Here is a 21,957-nt window from a genome sequence, read left to right as displayed (position 1 = left end):
CTCATTGCCGTAATAGCAGCGCAGTTCTGCCGAAAGACAGGAGTGACTTATAGACAATACTTGGTATGAGTGCAAATAGTTTTTCAAAAACCTTGTTAGAACTATTTGTATCGGCAATATTGCCGTTATATATGAGGTATTAAATGGATAAACGGCAAAAGAAACGACTTGCGATTCTCGATGCACTCAGCCGGAGCGGGCAGGTGCTCAGCAGCACTCGCATCACCGAATTGCTTATCGGACAGGGTATGGATATTAGCGAACGTTCCGTCCGGATTTATTTGGGTGAACTCGACAAAGAAGGTTTTACTGAAAGCCATGGGCGCCGTGGACGGCTCATTACTGAGAAAGGCAAGCACGAAGCGGACGCCTCTCGGGTGCTCGAAGGCATCGGGCTGCTCTCCGGAAAAATCGATGCGATGACCTACCGGATGGATTTCGACCCCGCCTTGCGGCGCGGTACAGTGGTGGTGAATGTTTCGGTCATTCCGCTGGATGCATTCACGACCGAACGTCTCGAGCTGATCGAAATGGTTTTTGCCGAGGGCTATTCTATGGGCACCATGCTGTCGCTGTTTTCTCCCGGCGAAACGTGCGGGAGCTTTACTGTTCCGGAGGGGCATGTCGGGGTTGGGACCGTTTGCTCAATCACGCTTAACGGCGTGTTGTTGCGGCGCGGCGTTCCCACGTCTTCGCGTTTCGGAGGCCTGATTGAATTGCGCGACGGAGCACCTTCCCGCTTCGTCGACATCATCCACTACGACGGAACGAGCATCGATCCGCTCGTCGTCTTTATCCGCAGCGGCATGGCCGACTACATCGGCGCGGTCACCACCGGCAACGGGCGGATTGGCGCGAGTTTCCGCGAATTCCCGGCCGACAGCGTTGAGACGGTCCGCAGTATTTCCAAGCAGCTTGAAGCCATCGGGCTCGGCAGCCTGCTCTGCCTCGGCAATCGCGGCCAGAGCCTCTACGGCGTGGCCGTTGGCCCGCAACGCGTCGGCGCGATCATCATTGGCGGGCTCAACCCGATGTCGATCTTCGAGGAGACCGGGCTGCGCATCCGGTCGGGGGCAATGTCCGGGCTGGTCGATTTCAATAATCTCTTCCACAATACTGAGCTGAAAGACCGCCTCGCTGCACTGCGGTGATTTTCCGGAGGTTGGAACAGCTGTTAACAAAAGGACGCGACGCATGAGTACGATAGATGCAGGATTGACCACAGGGCTTCCCGGCCTTGACAAGGTTCTTAAGGGCGTGCTGACCGGCGACAACATCGTCTGGCAGGTCGATTCGATCGAGGAGTACCAAGAACTCGTCACCCCGTATTGCGAGGCGGCGGTCAGGAACGGCCGCAAGCTCGTCTACTTCCGCTTCGCCCGTCACGAGGCCCTCGTCACGACAGAAATGGGAGCAGAAATCCACGAGTTCGATCCGGAGGAAGGCTTTGAAAATTTCATAGCATCCATTCACGGTGTCATTGAACAGGCTGGGCTGGGCGCGTTCTACGTGTTCGACTGCCTCTCGCGGCTGGCGGTGGACTGGTATTCCGACGAAATGCTGGGCAATTTCTTCATGCTCACCTGCCCCTATCTCTTCGACAAGGAGACGGTCACTTACTTTGCCGTCTTTCGCAACTACCACACCTCGCGCGCCATCGTCCCGATTCAAAACACCACGCAGCTTTTCCTGGATCTCTACCGCCACAAAGGGGAGCTCTATGTGCGGCCCATCAAGGTGCAGCACCGTTATTCGCCCACCATGAACATGCTGCATGTCCGCCACGGCGAAGCCTTCATTCCCGTCATGTCCAGCGCCGTCATCTCGGAAATCCTGACGTCCGCCAAGTGGTCCGGCCTGCACTCCGACAGCACCCTCGGCTTCTGGGAATCCGCGTTCCTTCAGGCGAGCGAACTCCTGAGGTCGGGCGAATACCGCCCCGACTTGCCTGAAAAGGGCAAGTCGATCTACGAGCAGCTTGTGCGCATGGTCATCTCTCGCGACGAAGATATGCAGAAGCTTATTGCCCGCTACTTCACGCTTCAGGACATTCTCGACATCCGCAAGCGGATGATCGGAACCGGCCTCATCGGCGGCAAAACCGTCGGCATGTTGCTCGCGCAATCCATCGTGAAAAAGAACAGTCCCCGCTTCATCGAGCTGTTCGAGGCGCAAGACTCTTTCTTCATTGGATCGGATGCGTTTTTCACCTTCCTCGTGCGTAACGGGATCTGGTGGGTGCGTCAGAACCAGCGCGACCCCGAAAAATTCCTGGACGGCGCCGAGCAGGCGCGCCGCATGATCATTACCGGCGAATTCCCCGAACACATCATGAAGCAGTTCGACGAAATGCTCGACTACTTCGGCCAGTCGCCCTTCATCGTGCGGTCGAGTTCGCTGCTCGAAGACAACTTCGGCAACTCCTTCGCCGGGAAATACGAAAGCGTCTTCTGCGTTAACCAAGGACCGCGTGATCGCCGTATGCAGGACTTTGTCGCAGCCGTAAAACGCATCTACGCCAGCTCGATGAGCGAGCAGGCGCTGCGCTACCGCTCCCGCCGAGGCATGCTCGACAAGGACGAACAGATGGCGCTGCTCGTCATGCGCGTCTCCGGCACCATGCATGGCCGCAACTTCTATCCCGAAATGGCCGGTGTCGGCTTTTCCTTCAACCCCTACGCCTGGCACGAAAGCATCGATCCCAAGGCCGGCGTCATCCGCCTCGTCTTCGGGCTCGGTACGCGCGCCGTCGACCGTTCCGACGACGACTACACCCGCATCGTCGCCCTCAACGCACCCGACAAGCGCCCAGAGGCCAATTTCGACGAAGTCGCCCAATACACCCAGCGCCGCGTTGATTATCTCGACTTGGAAGCCAACCAGGAAGTCTCCGACTATTTCATGGATGTGACCCGGGATGCCGACAACCTCCGCGTTGATATGTTCACCTCGCTCGACCCCACTCAGCCGCGCGGCGCAACGCCTCACCGCGTCCTGACCTTCGACAAGTTGCTCGGCGAAACCCCCTTCGTGGCCGACATGCACGAAATCCTCGACACCCTCGAAACCGCATACAGCTATCCTGTCGACATCGAATTTGCCGGCAACTTCATGGAAGACGGCAGCTACTGCATCAACCTCCTCCAGTGCCGCCCGCTTCAGGTGCATGGGTCCGAATCCATCGAACTGCCCGAGCTCGATGTGGACGACGACGACCGCATCGTCGCGGCGCACGGCGCCGTGGTCGGCCATAGCCGCGTCGGGAAGATCGACCGTTTCATCTATGTCGTTCCCAGCCGCTACGGCCAGCTGCCCGTCAACACGCGCCACGAAATCGCCCGACTCATTGGCGACATTAACCGCACCGACAAAAATAATGCGTCAAAAAAGACTATGATCATCGGCCCCGGCCGATGGGGAACCAGCAGCCCCTCGCTTGGCATCCCCGTCTCCTTCAGCGATATCAACAACGTCTCCATCCTCTGTGAAATCGTAGCCATGCACGACAGCCTCGTGCCCGACGTATCGCTCGGCACGCACTTCCTCAACGAGCTCGTCGAAATGGACATGCTCTACCTCGCGCTCTTCCCGGAGAAGGGGGAGAACTTTCTCAATAAAGCCTTCTTCGAGGAAGCGCCCAACAAGCTGCTCGAACTCGTCCCCTCCGCCGGAAAATGGGAAGACACCGTTCGCGTCATCGATGTTGCCGATGTTGCTCCAGACGGCGGCATCCGCATCATCGCCGATGCCCTCCATCAGAAAGTCAGCTGCTACTTCGACCGGCAGTAGCATCATTTCCGACGAAGAGCTGATGAAACAGTTGAGCACTGTCGTATTGGTCAACGGTGCCGCCAAGCCGCGCAACATTCCCGTTGAAGGCCGTAATCTGAGGGGTCATTCCGAGCACGAAGTCTACACCGCCAATTGGAAGGCGTCTTCGCTGCCGGCGACTCCCAACGCGGGCAGTCGCTCGTCGTCTGGGCCATCACCGAAGGCCGAGGCGCCGCGCGTGAGGTGGATATGTATTTGATGGGCGACACCGTCCTGCCGTAATCGGTTTATATCCCGATGGCCAAACCCGGAGCCTCCGCAAGGAACTCCGGGTTTTCTTTTTCGTAGACGATGCTTCCAGCTTCGTTGCGCATGAATAGCAAGTTTTGTTGACCGAAAAAGAGCGCAGAGAAGCGCAAGGGATGTTCTCGTAAAAATGTGATTGGATCTTCTGGTTTCTTTGTAGAGCGTTTTAGGGAGTGACCTGCTGACATATCATTTCGTGAGCAGACCATTTACTTGCGCTGCATAATCACCTAATTTCTATAGATTGATTTATAGTCCAGCTATCAGGGGAACTTTCAGCATGAGCGCACTTCAGAACATTCTTGCGGCTTGGGTGCCAGTTTACATAATCCAGTTGCCAAGCGAAAGTGACCCAGCGCGTCAACACCGTAAGCCTCGAAATAATGAAGATCGTGAACGCCCTCACGGAACTGGATATTGATTAATCCGTTAAAGCCATGAAAAAACTCATCGACAAAGCTCATCACATAAAAATTGAAAAGACTCGTGCCAGGAAAATATTAAGGCAACGGCATCGGAGACTTCCCAAAAGAAAAAACAAAAGAACCTCTCATCTTCTTTCCCGGCGGTGTCGTTTTGATCTCACTATAACCAGAAAGGTAAAAGGAGGCTATATTGTAGAGATGCCAACGGTCTGCTCGCTGCAACACAATCATGCAGCGTTGATTAATGCCTGCGCAGAAATAAGGAAGTTTTCAAAATGCGATAAACGGTTGCGAGCGATTAATTTCGATAATATCACGGAGCTTGAACCATCAGCGGCGTTGCTAATTGCTGCAGAAACCTCCCACTTGAATGACCGGAAGGGTCTTCAGTATATGCGCCCCAAGCCTGATGGGTGGGAGCCGGAAATAAAGAGGCTCCTTTCCCAGATGGGATTTTTCGAGTTATTTGGAGTTGAAGCACCTGATGATCTTGAATACGAACACAGAAGGAGCTTTTTAAAGTTTTTTTCTGGGAAGAGCGTAACCGATACAAAAAAAACTGGAGAATTGCGGGAAAGGATAGAGAAAAGGTTCGGTCAAACGTTATCGCCGAGACAGCGACAGGCACTTTACGAAGGATTGTCTGAAGCGATAACAAATACCCAAGGTCATGCCTATGGCTCTGCATATCCGGTGGATATCGACAAGTGGTGGCTTTCTGCTGCATATGATTTTGAGAAAGAGGTGCTAACGATCATGTTTGTCGATTTGGGGCGAACGATTCCCGGAACGCTCCCTAAGAAAGGATGGTTCGAGAAAGCAGTTCATAAAATAGGGCTCATGGGGGATGGAGAGGCTATAAAAGCGGCAATGGAATATTCTCGAACCCGGACCGCTCAACCAAATCGTGGAAAAGGCATGTCGGAATTTCTTCATTTCCCCCAAAGTGTGGAGCGAACCAAGAACTATCTCACGATCTACAGTAAGAAGGGAAAATACACGGAAGTAACGCAGGAGGAAAAAACCATCGAGCGGAATCCCGAATCGATGAATATAATGCTAAAAGGAACTTTAATTGAGTGGAAGGTGTCTCTATAAGGAGATCCGCTTTAAACAGGAGCAATCGCTATGGAATACAGTATTGCAAACTCTTTTTCTAAATATCCGGCAGGAAGATTTAAAACAGATGGGGACTATTCTGGAGAGCACTTAAGGGAAATCATTGACCCCATGCTTAAGGGACCCGAACCAGTCATCATCGACATTACGGGAACGGAAGGTTACGGCTCTTCGTTTCTTGAGGAAGCTTTTGGAGGTCTAGTTCGGGCTGGCTGGTCGCTGAAAGACCTGCAGGACAAACTTGAAATCAAGGCCGATGACACGACTGAATTCTATAAAAAATTGATTTGGAGTTATCTTAAAGAGGAGTCGGAAAGATGCCGGAAGGGTGCGTAACAGCCTGCGTCAAGATAGTGTCATCTTCCGTTACCCTGTTCATTGCTGCAGTTTTGGCATATTGGTTCAATCTGCGTATTTTCGTTCGCCAAAACACTCATAATAAGCGTATGCGACAACAAGGGTTATTTCTTGAACACCTAAATAAAGCAGAAGAGAACATCATTAAATACTGGGAGAATGATGCCAGTAATTCGAACCTCGGCCAGAGTGTAATCCAGAATATTGAATTCCTTTATAAACTCATTTCGTCGCACGGTGAAAAATTCATTTCAGATGATGTAAGAGTCCAGTTGGAAGAGCTGATACTTGCCCTTCACCGTGTAGCCACTGGAGGGTCGTTCCAATCTGCAAACAAGGCGTCTCCAGATAAGATTTCAAAGTCTCTCAGCATAACAGGTGAGATGAAAATTTATCTTTTTGATTAAACTGTAGATAGAAAACGATTCGAGGCAAACCAAGCGCTGTTACGTCAACTCAACCGTTAATTGCTCTAGAAACGATTACGGATCGTTGGTGTGGAGGTCTTCTTCGGTGAAGACCTCTTTTTTGATGATGGAGAGCTCCTCGCAGAGCAGTTCGCCGATGGAGGCGTTGGGGTCCCTTTCCTTCCAAAGGGAAAGATCTTCGGTTTTTTCGAAGATGGTTTCGGGATGGTCGCTCCCCGGTGCGGCACGCCTTACTTCGAAGCGGAATTCGTACTCGGCGCCGTCGGCCTGAGTGACGAACAGGTGGTGGTCGATGCCTTGATGCAGGAAGCGGTCTTCAGCCATGATGTGCCCTCTCATAACACTCTCCGTTAACTGGCGTTATTGTACTGCGATTTCCAAAGGTTGGAAAGGTGGTTTTCGATCCTTTAGAAAACCGGTACATTCCGATCCATGAATGAGGAGAAACCATTGAAGGGCCTGATTGTGCCTTTGCTGACGCCATTTTCGGATGCGGGGAAGATTGATGAGGGTGCATTGATCCGGCATCTGGAGTTTCTCGCTCGCCATGGAGTAGAACGGATTATGGTGAATGGGACGACGGCGGAGTTTTATTCGCTGCTGCCGGAGGAGCGGAAGGCCATGCTGATGCTGGTGCGAAAGCATTTTTCGGGATTGGTCGTGCTGCACGCCGGGGGAATGGGGCTGGTGCAGAACAAGATCGAGGTTCAGTGGGCGAACGAGCTGGGCGCCGATGCCGTTGCAGCGCTTCCGCCGATCTATCCGGCCGGGCTTCCAGAGCGGGGGATCATTGAATATTTCCAAGCCTTGGAAAAAGAGGCGGAGGTGCCGTTCATCCTCTACAATTTTCCGAAGCATGCGGGGAATGCAATTACGGCTGAAATTCTAAAGGCGGTGCCGCACTATGCGCTCAAAGATTCGGCGCAGGACTTTGAGTTGATGAAGCACACGCCCCGCTACTTTGCGGGAACCAGCACGAACATCTTTGAGCCGGTTCAGCAGGGTGCTTCCGGATTTGTTGCCGCCACGGCCAATGTGCGGCCGGAACTTTACACCGCGTTCGAAATGTTGCTGGCCGACGCCAAGGTGGAGGAAGCCGCCGTGATGCAGCAGGAGGTGCGCGCCTACAGCGCCCTGTTCAGCGCCGGCGGAGTGCCGCTTCTCAAACAGGCGCTTGCGCGCAAACTGCCCGGGTATCCCGCTAACGTGCGCTGCCCGCTCAATTCCTTATAAGGAAAACCAGCAGGAGAAAACGATGAAGCTTAAACTATGCGGAATTTTTCTTTTTACGGCGGCTTCGGCCATGGCCTTCATTTTTTCAAAGCCTGAAAAACCGGAGATCTTTCGTCCGGAGATCGAAGAGGTTTCGGCCTCGGTGCTCATGATCGGGGAGGATGCGCCCGATGTTGTGCTGTCCTCGTTGGACGGCGAGACCGTCCGGCTGGCTGAGCATGAAGGAAAGAACGTGGTGGTTTTGGATTTCTGGGCGAGCTGGTGCGGGCCGTGTCGCCGGGCGCTTCCGAAGGTGGGTCAGGTTGCTGCGGAATTCGCGGACGCCAACGTTGCATTCTATGCGGTGAATATGCGGGAGGATGCCGCCACGGCAAAAGCCGCCTTGGAAGAGCTGAAGGTTTTCCTGCCGGCGGCAATGGATCTGGACGGTTCCTTGGGCGAGGCGTTCAGTGTGGAGGGCATTCCCCACACCGTGATCATCGACTTGGACGGGAAGGTCTGGGGTGTGCACACGGGCTTTTCGCCGGGCATGGAATCGTTGTTGTCCGCCGAGTTGGAAATGGTGCTGGCTGGAACGCCGCCGCCAACGGGCGCGGTTAAGCACGATGCCCCGGACGTCTATAAAGCCAAGCCGCTTCCGTCTGGAGACGAAGCAACGCTATGGATCGATTTTGAAAAGCCATATGCGGCTGTGCTGGAGCGCGAACTGCTGCGTGCATTGGAGGAATGCCCGGCTGCTGGTTCGGTTCCCAAGGAGGAGCTGGCAAAATTTATCTCCGAATTCGTTTCTTTCCAATGCGGGCAAATGACGGCGAAAAACCGAAGCGTCGATTATAAGCCAAACCCTGCGCCCTACAAAAAACTGGGCAAGCGGCTAGAGGGCTGGTTTGCCGCGGGAGCGGACCATCCCTCCTTGCGATACGCGGACGTGCTGGTGAACCGCGCGCTATGGCGGAAGGAAAAACGGCTCGCCAGCGCGGAAAGGGGCTTGGCGCTTTGCGATGCCGCCGGCTTGGACGCCCCTTGGCTTCGGGCTGAGTTGCTGGAGGAAATGGCCCGTTTCGCGGAGCCTGCCAAAGATCGGAAAAAATGGAGAGCCAAGGCCAAGAAGGCTTTGGTTCAAGCGCTTAGCGCTGATCTGTACGAGACCGGCGAGGAGCGCGTGATGAGTTTCCGGCTGACCTCCAAGCTGGGGCCTTTTTTCGGAAAGAAGGAGTGGCGGTCTGTGGCGGATCTGCTCGCGGCGGATGAAAAGGTGCCTGGATTCATCCAGCAATTGGCGGATGGCTACGCGCACGCCGAAGAAGCCTGGGTAGCGCGCGGCACAGGGTGGGGGAGCAAGGTTGCCGAAGATGGGTGGATGGGCTTCGGCGAGCACCTGGACGAGGCGCGCGCCTCGCTCGTCGCGGTTTGGGAGGCTCATCCCGAATTGCCGGAAGCGCCAACGAAAATGGTCATGGTGTCCATGGGGAAATCTGTCGAACCCAACGAAGAGCGGATGTGGTTCGACCGGGCGGTCGCTGCCCAGTTCGACTATGCCGGCGCCTACAGCCAGCTGGCTTGGGCGCTCACGCCCCGATGGGGCGGCAGCATCGCCGCCTTGCAGTCGATCGGCGACGAGTGGCTGGCGACCGGGCGGTACGATACGAAAGTGCCCATGCAGTATTTCATTTGCGCGAAATACATCATGATGGATTCCGGGCTGACTCCTGTGAATTTCCAGCGTCCGGAGGAGCAGCAAAAGCTGATGAAGATGATCCGACGCTATCAGGCGGACGGCACGTTCGACGAATCGTCGATGCAAGCTGCGGTATCGTTCGTGGCGGCCGCGGCTGTGCTTGGCGGGAACCATGCAATGGCCTACGAGCTGCTCGAATCCATCGACTACAAAACCAGCGACCATTTCAATACTTCTCGCATGGGCGTGAATTCGTGGAAGGACTTCAAGGTCAGCGCCGTCCTTCAGGGCGGTCCCGTTGCGGAGGATTATGAAGTGATGTGCCGCTTGCGCGACACGGGTAAATTTGCGGAAGCGGAAGCGGCGTGCGCACGCTTGCTGGAGCATCCGTCGCTCACGGCGCTGGCGCGCGAACGCCTGCAAATCGAACGGGCCTCGCTGGAACTCGGCCAGGCTGGCGCGGACGAGTGGGCAACCATCTTCAAGCAGGGCGACAAGGTTCCATGGGCAGGAGGCGATGGGCAGTATTGGAAGCTGGATGACCGAGGGCGCCTGCAGGCGAACGCGGCGGACATGGGGCTCGGGTGGATCCCGGGCGGCGTCTCCATGGTGGACGGATTCGAGCTTGAATTCACGCTGGACCGCATCGGCAAGAACAAGGCGCCCAACGAGCGTTCGGTCCTGTTTTTCTGCCGGCCGGAGTGGCACCAGTACCTCCCGGTCAACGTCCGTTTCATGTTCAAGGACCAGAAGGTGATGGTCGACCGCGGCTACAACGACGAGGAGAAGAAAAACGACTTTTCGCTGCTGGATGGCAACCAGGTCCGAATCGTTGTTAAGAACCGGACGATGAGCATCTGGGTCAATGGCGAAGCGGCGTTCCGTGAATATCCCATGGGCGCCAGCGAACTCTGTGCCGAGCCGCTTTGGATCGGCATTGGCGACTATTACAGCGGCCGCTTCCGGGCGAAATACCGCTATTCCAACATTCGCTTGAAAAGGTTCGCGCCGACGGGCGAATAGGCCGGGGCTGGATCAGCCGACTTGTTCGATCCAGCGCTGGGCGGTTCCCAAGGAATGGAAGATTTTGACGTTGCCGCCGCGGTTGACGGCGACGAGCTGGGCAAAGGCGTTGAGGGCGGCTTCGTCTTGGTTTTCGTCGTAGAAGGCGATTTTGACGGAAAGCAGGTCGGTGTCCTTCAGATCGATGACCAAGTCGTAGATTTCGCCTTCGGAGACTTCGCCCTCTAGGTTTTCGTGAACCAGCAACCGGTGAAAGCCAAGATCTTTAACGCGGTCGGCAATCTGGTGCCAATAGCTCAAGCTGTCGACAAAGCTGTCTTTTCCGTTCAGTCGGGCGTAGAGGTAGCTTCCTCTATCTTCAAACTCCAAGGTGTATTCTTTCTTGAACATGCCGGAGTCAATTCTGCACATGTCTTTGAATTTCGCAATATGAATTTTGAAGTTATTGGCCACCGCACTCGCTGGAATTCCGGCAAAGCGGGCCGATTCAACCTCTTGCACCATGGCCATGCCCAGCTCGCTCTTGATCGCCCGCAAACCCCAACGTGCCGTCCGTTCCGGTGCCGGAGAGCACGATGCAGACGGCCCGTTCGCGGAGATTGCTGGCGAGCGAGCGTAATAAAAAAATCAATCAGCAGCGAGGGCGGGCCGGTGAGCGGCCCCTCCAGCAGCTGCAGCCGGCCGTTCATTACGCCCAAATGGGCGCCGGGCGGATTGACGTAGACCCGGTTCGGCTCCAGCGCCGTGCCGTCCTTGTCTTCGGCCACCGGCATGGAAGAGCAGCGCCCCAGCAGTTCGGGCAGCAGGTTGACGTGTCCGGGGTGCTGATGGCTCACCACCACAAAAGCCATGCCCGTGTTGTCCGGCAGGGATTTGAAAAACTCTTCAAGCGCTTCCAGCCCGCGGGCCGATGAGCCGCTGCCCATCACAAAAAAAGGGCGGGAGGCATCCCCAGATGCGGGTTTTGGTGTTTTCGCGCACATATCAACCCCGTTTATTTTCAACGGCCCGTGTCGCACGAACCGATGAACGTAAATAAGGGCAGGTGTGTCAAGACCTACGACTTATATGTGATTTTAAATGCGCGCCGTAAAGAACCCTTGGATCCGGCCTATAGGAGGCACATTTCCTTGAACTCGGCGACGCGGGCGTCGATGCCGGCGCGGTCGAGTTGCTGCAGGCGTTCGAGGCTGAACTCTTCGACGCCGAAGGAGGCGGTGATGCTGCCGTAGACCATCGCTTGGCGGATGGCTTCCTTGTCGGTTTTGCCGGAGGCGGCCAGTGCGCCCATGAGGCCGCCGGCAAAGGTGTCGCCTGCACCGGTGGGGTCTTTAAAGCGGTCGAGCGGGTAGGCGTGCAGCAGGAAGACGTCGTCCTTGGTGAAGAGCATGGAGCCGTTGCCTCCTTTTTTGATGAGGACATATTCCGGGCCGAGCTTCAGCAGCTGCTTGGCGGCGGCGTTGAGCGTTTGCTCGCCGGTAAAGAGCGCCGCCTCCGACTCGTTGAGCGTGAGCATGGTGCACTTGCCGATCACCTTGGTGAGGTTTTCCTTATCGATGTTGATCCACAGATCCATGGTATCGATGAGGATGAATTTGGGGTTGCGCACCTGTTCGAGGACGTGCAGCTGCAGGGCGGGATGGATATTGCCGAGAAAGACATATGGCGCCTCGCGGTAGTCTTCCGGCAGTTCGGGCGAAAAGGTTTCGAACACGTTGAGCTCGGTGGAGAGGGTGTCGCGGTTGTCCATGTTTTCATGATAGACGCCGGACCAGCGGAAGGTTTTGCCTTCGACGGTCTGCAGGCCTTCGAGGTCGATCGACATGTTGGTCCAGGTGTCGCGGAACTCCTGCGGGAAGTCGGTGCCGACCACGCCGACCATGCCGGTGTGGGTGAAGAACGAGGCCGCCGCGCAGGCGTAGCTGACGGAACCGCCGAGGATTTCCTCCCGCTTTTCGGTGGGGGTTTCGATGGTGTCGATTCCGATGGAACCTACGATGGTTAAATCAACGGCGGGTTTGGTCATGGCGGTCCTTTTCTTGAATTATGAGGGATGAATTATGAGGGATGAAAATGGAACTCAAGCGGCGTTGGCCTTCCTTTAGAAGCGTCGCAAACCGGCTTTCCTCATTCATCGTTCATATCTCATCTTTCTATGGTTAGATGGCGTAAAGCATGGCGGCGACGGCAATCGCCCCGACGAAATAGGTCTGCGGGTCTTTGGCCGCGAAGGCGAGCGGGTCGTCGTGCATTTTGCCCCGCCAGGCGAGGTGCCAGATGCGGGTGATCCAATAAAGCAGCAACGGGCAGAAGGCCCACAGGAACTGGGGACGGGAGTAGAGCAGGGTTACCTTGTCGCTGTTGAGGTACAGCGTAAAGACGAACACGGCGATGTAGCCGCTGGCGGTGCCGAAGGCCAGCAGCAGGGGCAGGTCGGCGGGCACATAGCCGCGCTCGCGCTGGTGGTTCTCTTTGTCCGGCTCCTTTTCCATTTCGCGCAGCTCGGCCATGCGCTTGACCAGCGCCAGACTGAGAAACAGGAAGATGGCAAATTCAATGAACCAGCCCGAGGCTGTGGTGGACGTTGCAACGGCGCCGGCGACGATGCGCATTGAGAAGAGCACGGCCAAGGTCAGTACGTCAGCGACGGCCACCTGCTTGATCCTCCACGAGTAGGCCGTGGTGATGGCATAGTAGGCCAGCAGTACGAACAGGAAGGCCGGGGGCAGGAACCAGCAGAAGGCAAAGCTGAAAGCCACCAGGACGGGGATCATTAGGGCGCCGGAGACGATCGGCAGATCGCCGGAGGCGAAGGGGCGGCGGCATTTGCGCGGGTGGTGCTGGTCGGCGCTGAGGTCGAACAGGTCGTTGAGCACATAGATCGACGAGGCCGCCAGGCTGAACGAGAGAAAGGCAACGGCCGACTGCCAAAGCGAGCCCAGGTCGGCAAACTTGTGCGCCAGCAGCATCGGTGAGAAAATCAGCAGGTTCTTCAGCCATTGATTGCAGCGCATCGCCTTGATGACCATGAGGCCCTCCGGCCGCTTTTCAATGAAGATTTGGGAGGCTTTGCCGGCATACTTGGCTTTTGCGGTCGGTGTTGGGTTGACTAGGATCACCTCTTCGGCCGCCTCCCAGATCGGGAAGTCGGCGGCGTCGTTGCCGGCGTATGCAAACTTCGGGAAGCGCGCTTGGATGGCTTCGAGTTTTTGCGCGTGGCGCAGGTTGGTCGAGGCGCAGCTGGACAAGGTTTCGGAAAAGAGGCCGAGGTGTTCGGCCACGGCATCGGCTGTGCGGTGGTTCGAGGCCGTGGCCAGCACCAGCGGACGTCCGGCGGCGTGTTCGCTGCGGAGGTGGGCGAGGAATTCCTGGTGGTAGGGCAGGGCGGCCGCATCAAGCGAAACGCGCTGCATGACCTGGTCTTTCAGGTGGGCCTTGCCTTTGGCGATCCAGCCGGGCAGGCGGAAAATGCTGGCGGGTTCGCGGCGCAGCAGCAGGAAGAGCGCCTGATGCAAGGTGTCGAGCTTGACGAGGGTGCCGTCAAGGTCAACGCATAATGGGATGGAGTCGTTTTTACTCATTTTACTGATGAGTGACGATTGAGCCGTGACTGAAGGTGAAAAGTGACGGTTGAGCCGTGTTCTTCTTATGCGGGTTCAGGGCTTCACTCTCACGCCTCACGTTTCACTCCTCATTCTTCATGCCTCACGTTCACCTGAATGTAGCCGCGCCTGATTTTTTCCTCAAGTTTGCCGCGCAGCCAGAAGCGGATGCGCTCGCGAATAAAGGGAACGAGCAGAAGGAAGCCGGTGATGTCGGTGACCAGTCCGGGCGTAACCAGCAGCGCGCCGGCCACCAGAATCATGACGCTGTCCATCATTTGCGGAGCGGGCAGGTTGCCCGCGGCCGTTTCCTGCTGGATTTTAAAGAGGATGGCCACGCCTTGGCGCCGCACCAGCGCTGCGCCGGCAATGCCGGTGATGAACACCAGCAAGACCGTGGGGCCGAATCCAACCATGCCGTGCAACTCGATGAGTATCGCCAGCTCCACAATGGGCAGGCCGATAAACAGCGCAATCAGGTATTGCAGCGGCATTCGGATCTCCTCCGGCTTACGATTCGCTTTCGGCGGCTCTCAGGTCTTCGAAGCCGGCTTCTTTGAGCAGGGCTTCCTGCCAGGCCGCAGCCAGACGGGCGCTTTTTTCGTTGCGGATGCCGTTGGTCAGTTCGTCGCGCATGGCCGGCAGGGTGGCGGCTTCGTCGCCAGCCACTTTTTCCTGTACATAGGCGACGAGGAAGTCGCCGGGGGTTGAAATCAGATCGGCCAGTTCGCCGGAATCCAGCGAAATGGTAGCGCCCTGAATTTCGCGTCCAAACTCGTTTTCGAGAGGGGTCGTGGCATCAAACGCTGCCGTTTTGGTGGTGGTCAGGTTGTATTTAGAAAGCGCCTCCTCAAACGAGGTTCCAGCGGCGAGCGCGGCTTTAATCTCCTCATGAAGGCCTTCGGCCTTTTCAACATAGGCGGTTTCGGAGGCGGCGATCTTGGCCGATTCCATTGCTTCGGCCATAACCACTTCGACGTCGGGGAGGAAGGCATCGAGTTTTTTCACGAGCGAAATCACATAGACCGTGTCGCGTCCGGCAACGGGATCGCTGTAATAGTGGGTCTTGTCCTTTTCCAGCGTAAAGGCGGAGCGGGCAAACGGCGCGGTCGGATCGACGCCCTTTACGCGGTCGGTGGCGCCAAAGGCCGGTGTGTTGTCAACGATGGTGCGTCCAACCTTTGCGGCGGCTTGCTCGAAGGTGGTGGATTCGTCGGACAGCTGGGCAACGAGTGCGTCGGCTTCAGCAATGGCGTCCCGGCGGGCCAGCTCGGAAATGATTATTTTGTTGATCGAAGCTTCCACTTCTTCAAAGGGCTGGTATTCCGGTTCGGCGCCGGCCGCTTCGCCGGGGGCGGCGGGCTTGACGTAGCGCTGCTTGTTGCTTTCGTAGAAAGAGGTCGCCATGCCTTCCGGAATGGTTACGTTGTTGGTGTAGTCCGTCACGGGGTACTGCACATAGTGCACAATCGCCTTTTCGGGCATGCGGAACTGTTCCTGATTCGCGTTGTAGTAGTTTTTAGCATCCTCTTCGTTGACGTCCGGCGTATCGGCCAGACTGTGGGGGAGGGCGGCGTATTCCACGGTCAGCTTATCGGTGTAGAGGTGGAAGAGGTCAACGATTTCCTGTTCCGTCACCAAAGCGCCTTGCGCAGCGAGATTGGCCGCCTTTTCAATCAGCACGTTTTCGCTGAACATGACTTCAAACGATTTCGGATCCATTCCGGCGCGAGGCAGGAAGCCGGTAACGAACGCGTTGTAGGCGTTCTGGTCGAACTGTCCGGTGTTTTGGTTCTGGAAAATGGACTGGTTGCGGATCATGTCGACCGTTTGCTTCGGCGTGACGGTCAGGCCGAGTTGCGCGGCCTTCTTCAGGGTGGCGATGCGCTGCCATGCGGAGCGGTTGATGATTTCATCGACTTCTTCGGTTACGTTGATGGTGCGCCCGAAACGCATGGAATACATTACGAAGACGTTGCGGTAGGCCCGGCCGAACTCCTGTCGGGTCACTTCCTCGCCAAACAGCTTGCCCGCCACGGCGCCGGCCTGCTGGTCTGTCACTTGCTGACGGTTGGTTTTAGAGCCGGTATAAACGCCGACGAACGCTACGCTGATCAGGATGGCAAACGCCGTCCAAACGATCTTCGATTGAATAATCTTATGAAACTTTGAAATCATCATGGTCATGGTAAGTACTCTCTCCTTCTAGTGTGTATAAAAAAGACGCGCGAACACTACCGATTGCACCTAAACGGGTCAATCGGTAAGTGGGGTTTAAACGTCCGGTTTAAACGTCCGCCTTGCGCCGGATTATCCGCCTCTTGTAAAATGCAGTCTTAAAGAATTTTAAGTTTGGGCATGTCCTGAATGTCTACGGCGCCGATGACGCGGTTGTCGGCATCGACCACGATGAGGTCGTCGATGTTGTGCTTTTCGTAGATGTTGAGGATTTCGAGTGCCAGCACATCCTTGGTGAGCGTGATGGGGTTGGGCGTCATAACCTCTTCAACCGAAAGTTCAACGAGGTTCGGCGAGGTGATGAGGTGGCGGCGCAGGTCGCCGTCGGTCATGATGCCGGCCAGGGTGTTGTCTTCGTTGACCACGGCGACGCAACCGGACTTTGCGCCGGTCATGGCCAGAAGGGCGTCGCGGACGGGCAGGCCGGTGCGGACGGTGGCGCAGCGGGCGCCGGTGCGCATGACGTCGTCGACGTGCAGCAGCAGGGTGCGGCCGATTGCGCCTCCGGGGTGGAGCTTGGCGTAGTCCTCGATCTGGAAGCCGCGCGCGTGGAGCAGCACCATGGCCATGGCGTCGCCGAGGGCGAGGGTGGCCGTGGTGCTGGTGGTCGGCGCCATGTTGAACGGGCAGGCCTCCTGTTCGACCTTGATGGATACGATGATGTCGGAGTGCTGCGCCAGCGGGCTGTCGGGGTCGCTGGTCATGGCGATGATCTTGACGCCCTTGCGCTTCACGGGTTGGAGCAGGGCAATGAGCTCGTCGGACGCGCCGGAATAGCTCATGGCCAGCAGAATGTCGCGGTCGCCGAGAATGCCGAAGTCGCCGTGCATGGCCTCGATGGGATGCATTAAAACCGAGGGGGTTCCGGTGCTGGTGAAGGTGGCGGCTATCTTGTTGCCGATATGCAGGTTTTTCCCGACGCCGGTCACGACGACCTTGCCGCCGTTGTCGACCGTGGCCATGATGGCCTCGACGGCTTGTTCGAAGCCTTCGCCGATCTCGTTTTTTACCTTTTCAAGGCCGGCGATTTCAATGTCCAGCACTTCTCTTGCGTGTTGCAGATAGTTCAAAGCTGTCTCCTTGCTTTTGCAGTGACCGAAGGAAGGTAGCTGATTTTTTCCAGCCATTGGAATTTATTTATTCAAATAATGCTGAGGAACCTCTATGATCTGAGGCTCTTAAAGAAAATTGGAGCGTAAGAATGCAGAATAATGGATCAAAAGTCGGGTGCTGGATTGCTATCGGAGTGCTGGCTTTAATGCTTTTCGGAAGTTTCTTAACGAATATAGGGCTGGTTGCAACGCTTTTTGCCGGATCGTCGGCGGCGGGCAACGACTATCCGGTGGATGAAGAGCCTGTTTTTGAGGAAATCTGGTCGTACGGCTATGGCGACACCAAGGTGGTCCGCATAGATTTGGCCGGAGTAATCATGCGCGGCCGCCGCGAACGCCTCTTTGGCTCCGAGCCCGACATGGTCGAGACCATCCTCGGGCAGATCCGCTCCGCCACCCTCGATCCCGACGTTAAGGCGATCTTGCTTGAAGTTGACTCGCCGGGTGGCGCGGTGACGCCGAGCGACGAAATCTACGCCTCGCTCGAACAGTTCAAGTCCGAGGACGAAGAGCGCATGGTGATGGTCTTCGTGCGCGATCTGGGGGCTTCCGGCGCGTACTACGCCGCCATGGCCGGCGACTACATCATGGTCGAGCCCACCGCCATTGTCGGTTCCGTGGGCGTCATTATGCAGACGCTCAACATGAAGGGGCTCGGCGACAAGATCGGCCTGAGTTCCGTCACCATCGCTTCGGGCGCAAACAAGGACATGCTCAACCCCTTTAAGGAAGTGAACCCGCAGCATGTGGCGATGCTGCAGGAGCTCGTTGACGGTATGCAGGAACGCTTCGCTTCCATTGTTGAGAATTCCCGCGGGCTCGAAAACCGCGACCTGCTCGACGGTCGCGTCTTCAGCGCCTCGCAGGCGCTGGAGCACAACCTGATCGACGGCGTGGGCTACTTGCAGGATGCCATCGACACACTTGAAGAGTTGCTGGATCTAGACGGAATCTACATGGTGCGCTACTACGAAAAGCGTGGCTTCTGGGACTCGTTGATGGAATCGAAGTTGCCGGCGCTGCCGGATTTCACCGCTATGGAAGGCCCCCGCTTCCTTTATCTTTGGAAACCTTGAGCGCGGCCAAGCCGCTTGAATTTCGAATATTGAATAACAAATACTGAGCGTTGGAAGGAGAGCAGGGATAATATGGAACAGGAGGGGGTTCCCTTCGAAATTCAAGATTCCTTGTTCGGTATTCTGCGGTTCACAACGGCGGATAAAAAAATGAAACACAAATTATGGTTTGTTCTCGTCCCTCTCGTTGCTCTCACCGGTTGCGAAACCCTGCAAACGCCGCAGCAGCGCCAAAACGCCGCTGTTCGCCAGCAGGCCGCAGCCCGCCATTCCGAAGAGCGATTCTACCGGCTGCAAGGGCAGATCGAATCCATCGAAATGGAAAATGCGCGGTTGATGCAGGAACTTCAGAAGCTGCAAAACGAAGTTCGTTCCTATAACGGCCAGATTTCACAGCTTAACGCCTCGATGAAATCGCTCGAATCCAAACAGGCGCGCGAGACGCAGGAAGTGATCAACCGGGTGGAAGGTCTGTTGAAGAAGACGGCGGCCGCCCGGCCGTCTGCGCCGGCCCGCGGTGCAGGGCGGGAGCATGTGGTTGAGTCCGGCCATACCCTTTCGGCCATTGCCTCCGCCTACGGCACTAGCGTCTCGGCCATCAAGAAAGCCAACAACCTGAAGTCCGACAGCATCTATGTCGGCCAAAAGCTCTTCATCCCGCAATAACACCGAGGCGTTTTAACCATGGACACAAAAAAAGCGCCCTCGCAAATGCGGGGCGCTTTTTTGCTTTCCAGTGACAGGAATCCTTATGGAATCGGGAATTCCGCCGTTAGGGCAATAACCTCTTCGCGGATTTGTGCAAGCACGGCATCGTTGCCGGAGTTGCGTATTGCGCGCTTGATGAAGCCGGCGATCTTTTCCATTTCCGGTTCCTTCATGCCCCGGGTGGTCACCGCCGGCGTCCCAACGCGGATGCCGGAGGTCACGAACGGGCTCTTGGTGTCGAACGGAATCGCGTTCTTGTTGACGGTGATGGCCGCCTTGTCGAGCGCAGTGGCCGCATCCTTTCCGGTTACGCCGGTTTTCGTTAGATCGACGAGCATCAGATGGTTGTCGGTGCCGCCCGAAACGAGGCGGATGTCTTTGTCTTCGAGCGCCGCGGCGAGTGCCTGGGCGTTCTTGACGATCTGCTGCTGATACTGTTTGAACGCGGGTTGGAGATCTTCGTGGAAGCAGACGGCTTTGCCGGCGATGATATGCATCAGCGGTCCGCCCTGAATGCCGGGGAACACTTGTTTGTCGATGTCGGCCGCAAACTTTTCCTGACACAGGATCATGCCGCCGCGCGGGCCGCGCAGAGTCTTGTGCGTGGTGGTCGTCACAAATTCGGCATAGGGCACCGGATTCGGATGGCAGCCCGCAGCAACGAGGCCGGCAATGTGCGCCATATCCACCATCAGGTAGGCCCCGATGCTGTCGGCGGTCTTGCGCAGCTTCTTAAAGTCGATGATGCGCGAGTAGGCGCTGGCGCCCGCCACGATCATTTTCGGCTTGTGCTCGTCGGCCAGTTTTTGCACCTGATCGTAGTCGATCTGCTCGCTTTCCGTGTCGACGCCGTAGGGGACAATGTTAAAGAAGCGTCCGGAAAAGTTCATCGGGTGGCCGTGGGTGAGGTGGCCGCCTTCGGCTAGGCTCATGGCCAGGATGGTGTCGCCGGGGTTGAGCATGGCATAGTAAACCGCCATGTTGGCGGCGCTGCCGGAGTGGGGCTGGACGTTGGCGTGTTCGGCGCCGAAGAGCTCCTTGGCGCGGTCGATGGCGAGGCGCTCGGCTTCATCGACCCACTCGCAGCCGTTGTACCAGCGCTTGCCCGGATAGCCTTCGGCGTATTTGTTGGTCAGGCGCGAGCCCTGCACTTCGCGGACGGCCTTGCTGACAATGTTTTCGGAGGCGATCAGCTCGAGGTTTTCCTTCTGGCGCTGGTCTTCCTTCTTCAGCAGGGCGTGGATTTCCGGGTCGGCGTCGTAGACGGCGATGGTGCCGGCGGATTCGCAGGCATAGTCCTTGATCTTTTTGATGCGGCGCTCGTGGCGCCCGCCTTCAAATTTGGCGGCGAGCCAATCGTCTAGAATTTCGGCGGCTTCGGCCTCGGTCGTGTATTTTTGAGAGAGGCAGAGCACGTTGGCATTGTTATGCTGGCGGGCCATGGTGGCCATGTCTGCATTCATGCAGAGCGCTGCGCGCACCCGCGGAAACTTGTTGGCGGTGATGCTCATGCCGATGCCGGTGGTGCAGACGATGATGCCTTGATCGACTGCTGCGTTGGAGACCTGGTCGGCCACTGCGGCGGCATAATCGGAGTAATCGACCGATTCGGTGCTGTCGCAACCAAGGTCCTCAACGGTGATCCCCTTTTCCTTGAGGAGGTCTACTAGACGGGTTTTCAGTGTATAGCCGCCGTGGTCTGAGCCAATTGCAATCTTCATAATGGGTTCCTCTGGTTATGGTTTTCCAGTGCGAATAAAAAGGATCAGGTCCGAAAGGGCCCGATCTATCTCATCCCGCGTTCTTTCATAGGTATTTAGCGATCCGCCGAACGGATCTGAAATATCGGCCGGCACTTTTGACGTTCCAAACGACTTAATCAAGAAAACTTTATGCTCAACCTCCGGAAACGAACCCACGATATGGCTTTGGTGCGACTCGGTCATGGCCACGATCAAATCCGCACCTTTAACCAAGTTGGTCGTAAGCGGTTGGCTTTGATGGTTCGCCAAGTCGATTTCCAGCTCGCGCAGCGCCTCGATGGCGTTATCGCTGGCGGGCTCCCCGGAGGCCGCATAGATTCCCGCCGAAGCGGCATTCCAGTTGGCTTCCTCCCCGATCCGGTGGCGGAAAAGCGCCTCCGCCATCGGGCTTCGGCATGTATTTCCCGTGCAGACAAAAAGTATGCTCTTCATTGTTCCGCTTCCTTTAAATTAAACACGAAGGCACCAAGTTCACTAAGAATTGGCCTTAGAGTTCTTTGTGTCGTTGGTGTTTGAAAACCTGTTCCACTTCCGTAAATGGGATTATCCCTTCCCTGAGGCATTCAATGTTTTCGCCGTCGACCTTCACGACCGTGCTTGGAATGGCCTGTTCCGCCGACGGCCCGCTGTCGAGCGTCAGGTCGGCCTCGACCGAGGCGATGGCCTCTTGCGCGGTTTTAGTGTCTGGGTTGCCGCTCAAATTGGCGCTCGTCAGCGCCAGCGTGCGCCCGCAAAGCTTGGCCAACTCGAGGGCGACGGCGTGGTCGGGCACGCGGTAGCCCGTCCAAGCGTCGGAGGTTTCCAGCACAATCGTTAGCGGGCCGGGCCAATATTTCGTTGCCAGCGCATCGAGCCCGGCGTTCCAGTTTTTAGCGGTGGCCTGTACTTGCTCCCCGTTCGCGGCCAATCGGGCAATCGGCTTGTCGCCATCGCGTCCCTTGGCGGCAATCAGCCTATCCATCGCGCCCGGCACCGCCGGATCGCAAGCGATGCCGTAGACGGTTTCCGTCGGCACAATCACCAGCCCGCCATCGGCGAGCACGGCGTGCGCCTGCTCCAGCAGCGCAGCTTCAGGGTTCTCGCGGTCGATGTGCAGTGTCTGAATCATTCGCAGGATA

General features: G+C 56.7%; 22 protein-coding genes and 1 pseudogene. 10 read left to right on the top strand and 13 right to left on the bottom strand.

Translation table 11 applies throughout. The annotated features are described in order from the left end of the window. The first annotated feature begins 143 nt into the window (after nt 1-143). The 3 genes from SCARR_RS11325 to SCARR_RS28155 are packed head-to-tail and all read left to right on the top strand — an operon-like array spanning nt 144 to nt 4,030. A complete protein-coding gene (locus SCARR_RS11325) occupies nt 144-1,151 on the top strand; it encodes a DUF128 domain-containing protein (protein ID WP_136061689.1) in 1,008 nt (335 codons plus the stop codon). Nucleotides 1,152-1,194: 43 nt separating this feature from the next. Then, entirely contained in the window at nt 1,195-3,789 is a 2,595-nt protein-coding gene (locus SCARR_RS11320; protein WP_136061688.1) for a PEP/pyruvate-binding domain-containing protein, read from the top strand. Between the two features lie 22 nt (nt 3,790-3,811). Beyond that, on the top strand, nt 3,812-4,030 hold the full coding sequence (locus tag SCARR_RS28155) for a hypothetical protein (RefSeq protein WP_168432846.1): 219 nt from the start codon (nt 3,812-3,814) through the stop codon (nt 4,028-4,030). Nucleotides 4,031-4,058: 28 nt separating this feature from the next. Here the strand turns inward: SCARR_RS28155 and SCARR_RS11315 are convergent, their stop codons facing one another. Then, nucleotides 4,059-4,265, bottom strand: coding sequence for a hypothetical protein (locus SCARR_RS11315; protein ID WP_136061687.1), 207 nt, complete (start codon nt 4,263-4,265; stop codon nt 4,059-4,061). Nucleotides 4,266-4,514: 249 nt separating this feature from the next. On the opposite strand from SCARR_RS11315, the gene SCARR_RS11310 reads away from it, so the two are divergent. From SCARR_RS11310 to SCARR_RS11300, 3 genes are read left to right on the top strand one after another with little or no spacing between them, the layout of a single operon-like run. Then, a complete protein-coding gene (locus SCARR_RS11310; protein WP_136061686.1) occupies nt 4,515-5,600 on the top strand; it encodes a hypothetical protein in 1,086 nt (361 codons plus the stop codon). Between the two features lie 30 nt (nt 5,601-5,630). Then, entirely contained in the window at nt 5,631-5,957 is a 327-nt protein-coding gene (locus tag SCARR_RS11305) for an STAS-like domain-containing protein (RefSeq protein WP_136061685.1), read from the top strand. Next, entirely contained in the window at nt 5,939-6,385 is a 447-nt protein-coding gene (locus tag SCARR_RS11300) for a hypothetical protein (protein ID WP_136061684.1), read from the top strand. Before SCARR_RS11305 ends, SCARR_RS11300 begins: the two co-directional genes overlap by 19 nt. 75 nt (nt 6,386-6,460) lie before the next feature. Here SCARR_RS11300 and SCARR_RS11295 read toward each other — a convergent pair whose 3' ends face one another. After that, the gene (locus tag SCARR_RS11295; protein WP_136061683.1) at nt 6,461-6,745 is read right to left on the bottom strand and encodes a hypothetical protein; all 285 of its coding nucleotides are present in this window, start codon (nt 6,743-6,745) and stop codon (nt 6,461-6,463) included. Between the two features lie 111 nt (nt 6,746-6,856). Between SCARR_RS11295 and SCARR_RS11290 the strand changes: the two genes are divergently transcribed. Further along, complete coding sequence (locus SCARR_RS11290) at nt 6,857-7,639, top strand: dihydrodipicolinate synthase family protein (protein WP_168433246.1); 783 nt, start codon at nt 6,857-6,859, stop codon at nt 7,637-7,639. 22 nt (nt 7,640-7,661) lie between these two features. Then, nucleotides 7,662-10,340, top strand: coding sequence for a TlpA family protein disulfide reductase (locus SCARR_RS11285; RefSeq protein WP_136061681.1), 2,679 nt, complete (start codon nt 7,662-7,664; stop codon nt 10,338-10,340). 12 nt (nt 10,341-10,352) lie between these two features. Here the strand turns inward: SCARR_RS11285 and SCARR_RS11280 are convergent, their stop codons facing one another. From SCARR_RS11280 to SCARR_RS11250, 8 genes and pseudogenes are all read right to left on the bottom strand, one after another. After that, nucleotides 10,353-10,850, bottom strand: a complete 498-nt coding sequence (locus tag SCARR_RS11280) for a hypothetical protein (protein ID WP_246044435.1) — start codon at nt 10,848-10,850, stop codon at nt 10,353-10,355. Next, a complete protein-coding gene (locus SCARR_RS29520) occupies nt 10,828-10,971 on the bottom strand; it encodes a chemotaxis protein CheB (protein WP_407984809.1) in 144 nt (47 codons plus the stop codon). Before SCARR_RS29520 ends, SCARR_RS11280 begins: the two co-directional genes overlap by 23 nt. A 52-nt stretch (nt 10,972-11,023) precedes the next feature. Beyond that, a pseudogene (locus SCARR_RS29515) lies at nt 11,024-11,266 on the bottom strand (chemotaxis protein CheB); the annotation flags it as partial. Between the two features lie 185 nt (nt 11,267-11,451). Beyond that, nucleotides 11,452-12,366 (bottom strand): PfkB family carbohydrate kinase, encoded by a 915-nt coding sequence (locus tag SCARR_RS11270; RefSeq protein ID WP_136061678.1) that lies wholly within the window; start codon nt 12,364-12,366, stop codon nt 11,452-11,454. A gap of 133 nt (nt 12,367-12,499) precedes the next feature. Then, on the bottom strand, nt 12,500-13,921 hold the full coding sequence (locus tag SCARR_RS11265; RefSeq protein ID WP_136061677.1) for a UbiA family prenyltransferase: 1,422 nt from the start codon (nt 13,919-13,921) through the stop codon (nt 12,500-12,502). A 110-nt stretch (nt 13,922-14,031) separates the two neighbouring features. Continuing rightward, nucleotides 14,032-14,436: an FxsA family protein gene (locus SCARR_RS11260; protein ID WP_136061676.1), complete on the bottom strand. Its 405-nt coding sequence runs from the start codon at nt 14,434-14,436 to the stop codon at nt 14,032-14,034. Nucleotides 14,437-14,452: 16 nt separating this feature from the next. Next, the gene (locus SCARR_RS11255; protein WP_136061675.1) at nt 14,453-16,129 is read right to left on the bottom strand and encodes a peptidylprolyl isomerase; all 1,677 of its coding nucleotides are present in this window, start codon (nt 16,127-16,129) and stop codon (nt 14,453-14,455) included. A gap of 149 nt (nt 16,130-16,278) precedes the next feature. Beyond that, complete coding sequence (locus SCARR_RS11250) at nt 16,279-17,250, bottom strand: KpsF/GutQ family sugar-phosphate isomerase (RefSeq protein ID WP_222846268.1); 972 nt, start codon at nt 17,248-17,250, stop codon at nt 16,279-16,281. Nucleotides 17,251-17,381: 131 nt separating this feature from the next. Here SCARR_RS11250 and sppA point away from each other — a divergent pair, with 131 nt between their 5' ends. Beyond that, on the top strand, nt 17,382-18,368 hold the full coding sequence (gene sppA / locus SCARR_RS11245; protein WP_136061673.1) for a signal peptide peptidase SppA: 987 nt from the start codon (nt 17,382-17,384) through the stop codon (nt 18,366-18,368). Nucleotides 18,369-18,518: 150 nt separating this feature from the next. Next, nucleotides 18,519-19,034, top strand: coding sequence for a LysM peptidoglycan-binding domain-containing protein (locus SCARR_RS11240; RefSeq protein ID WP_222846267.1), 516 nt, complete (start codon nt 18,519-18,521; stop codon nt 19,032-19,034). A gap of 83 nt (nt 19,035-19,117) precedes the next feature. On the opposite strand, the gene rpiB is transcribed toward SCARR_RS11240, so the two are convergent. The 3 genes from rpiB to SCARR_RS11225 are packed head-to-tail and all read right to left on the bottom strand — an operon-like array spanning nt 19,118 to nt 21,947. After that, entirely contained in the window at nt 19,118-20,797 is a 1,680-nt protein-coding gene (gene rpiB, locus SCARR_RS11235) for a ribose 5-phosphate isomerase B (RefSeq protein ID WP_136061671.1), read from the bottom strand. A 15-nt stretch (nt 20,798-20,812) separates the two neighbouring features. Continuing rightward, nucleotides 20,813-21,271, bottom strand: coding sequence for a low molecular weight protein arginine phosphatase (locus tag SCARR_RS11230; protein WP_136061670.1), 459 nt, complete (start codon nt 21,269-21,271; stop codon nt 20,813-20,815). Between the two features lie 55 nt (nt 21,272-21,326). Next, nucleotides 21,327-21,947: an L-threonylcarbamoyladenylate synthase gene (locus SCARR_RS11225; protein ID WP_136061669.1), complete on the bottom strand. Its 621-nt coding sequence runs from the start codon at nt 21,945-21,947 to the stop codon at nt 21,327-21,329. Nucleotides 21,948-21,957 lie beyond the last annotated feature (10 nt).

Source organism: Pontiella sulfatireligans (assembly GCF_900890705.1).
GTDB lineage: Bacteria > Verrucomicrobiota > Kiritimatiellia > Kiritimatiellales > Pontiellaceae > Pontiella > Pontiella sulfatireligans.
This window is presented reverse-complemented; position numbering and strand designations above follow the sequence as displayed.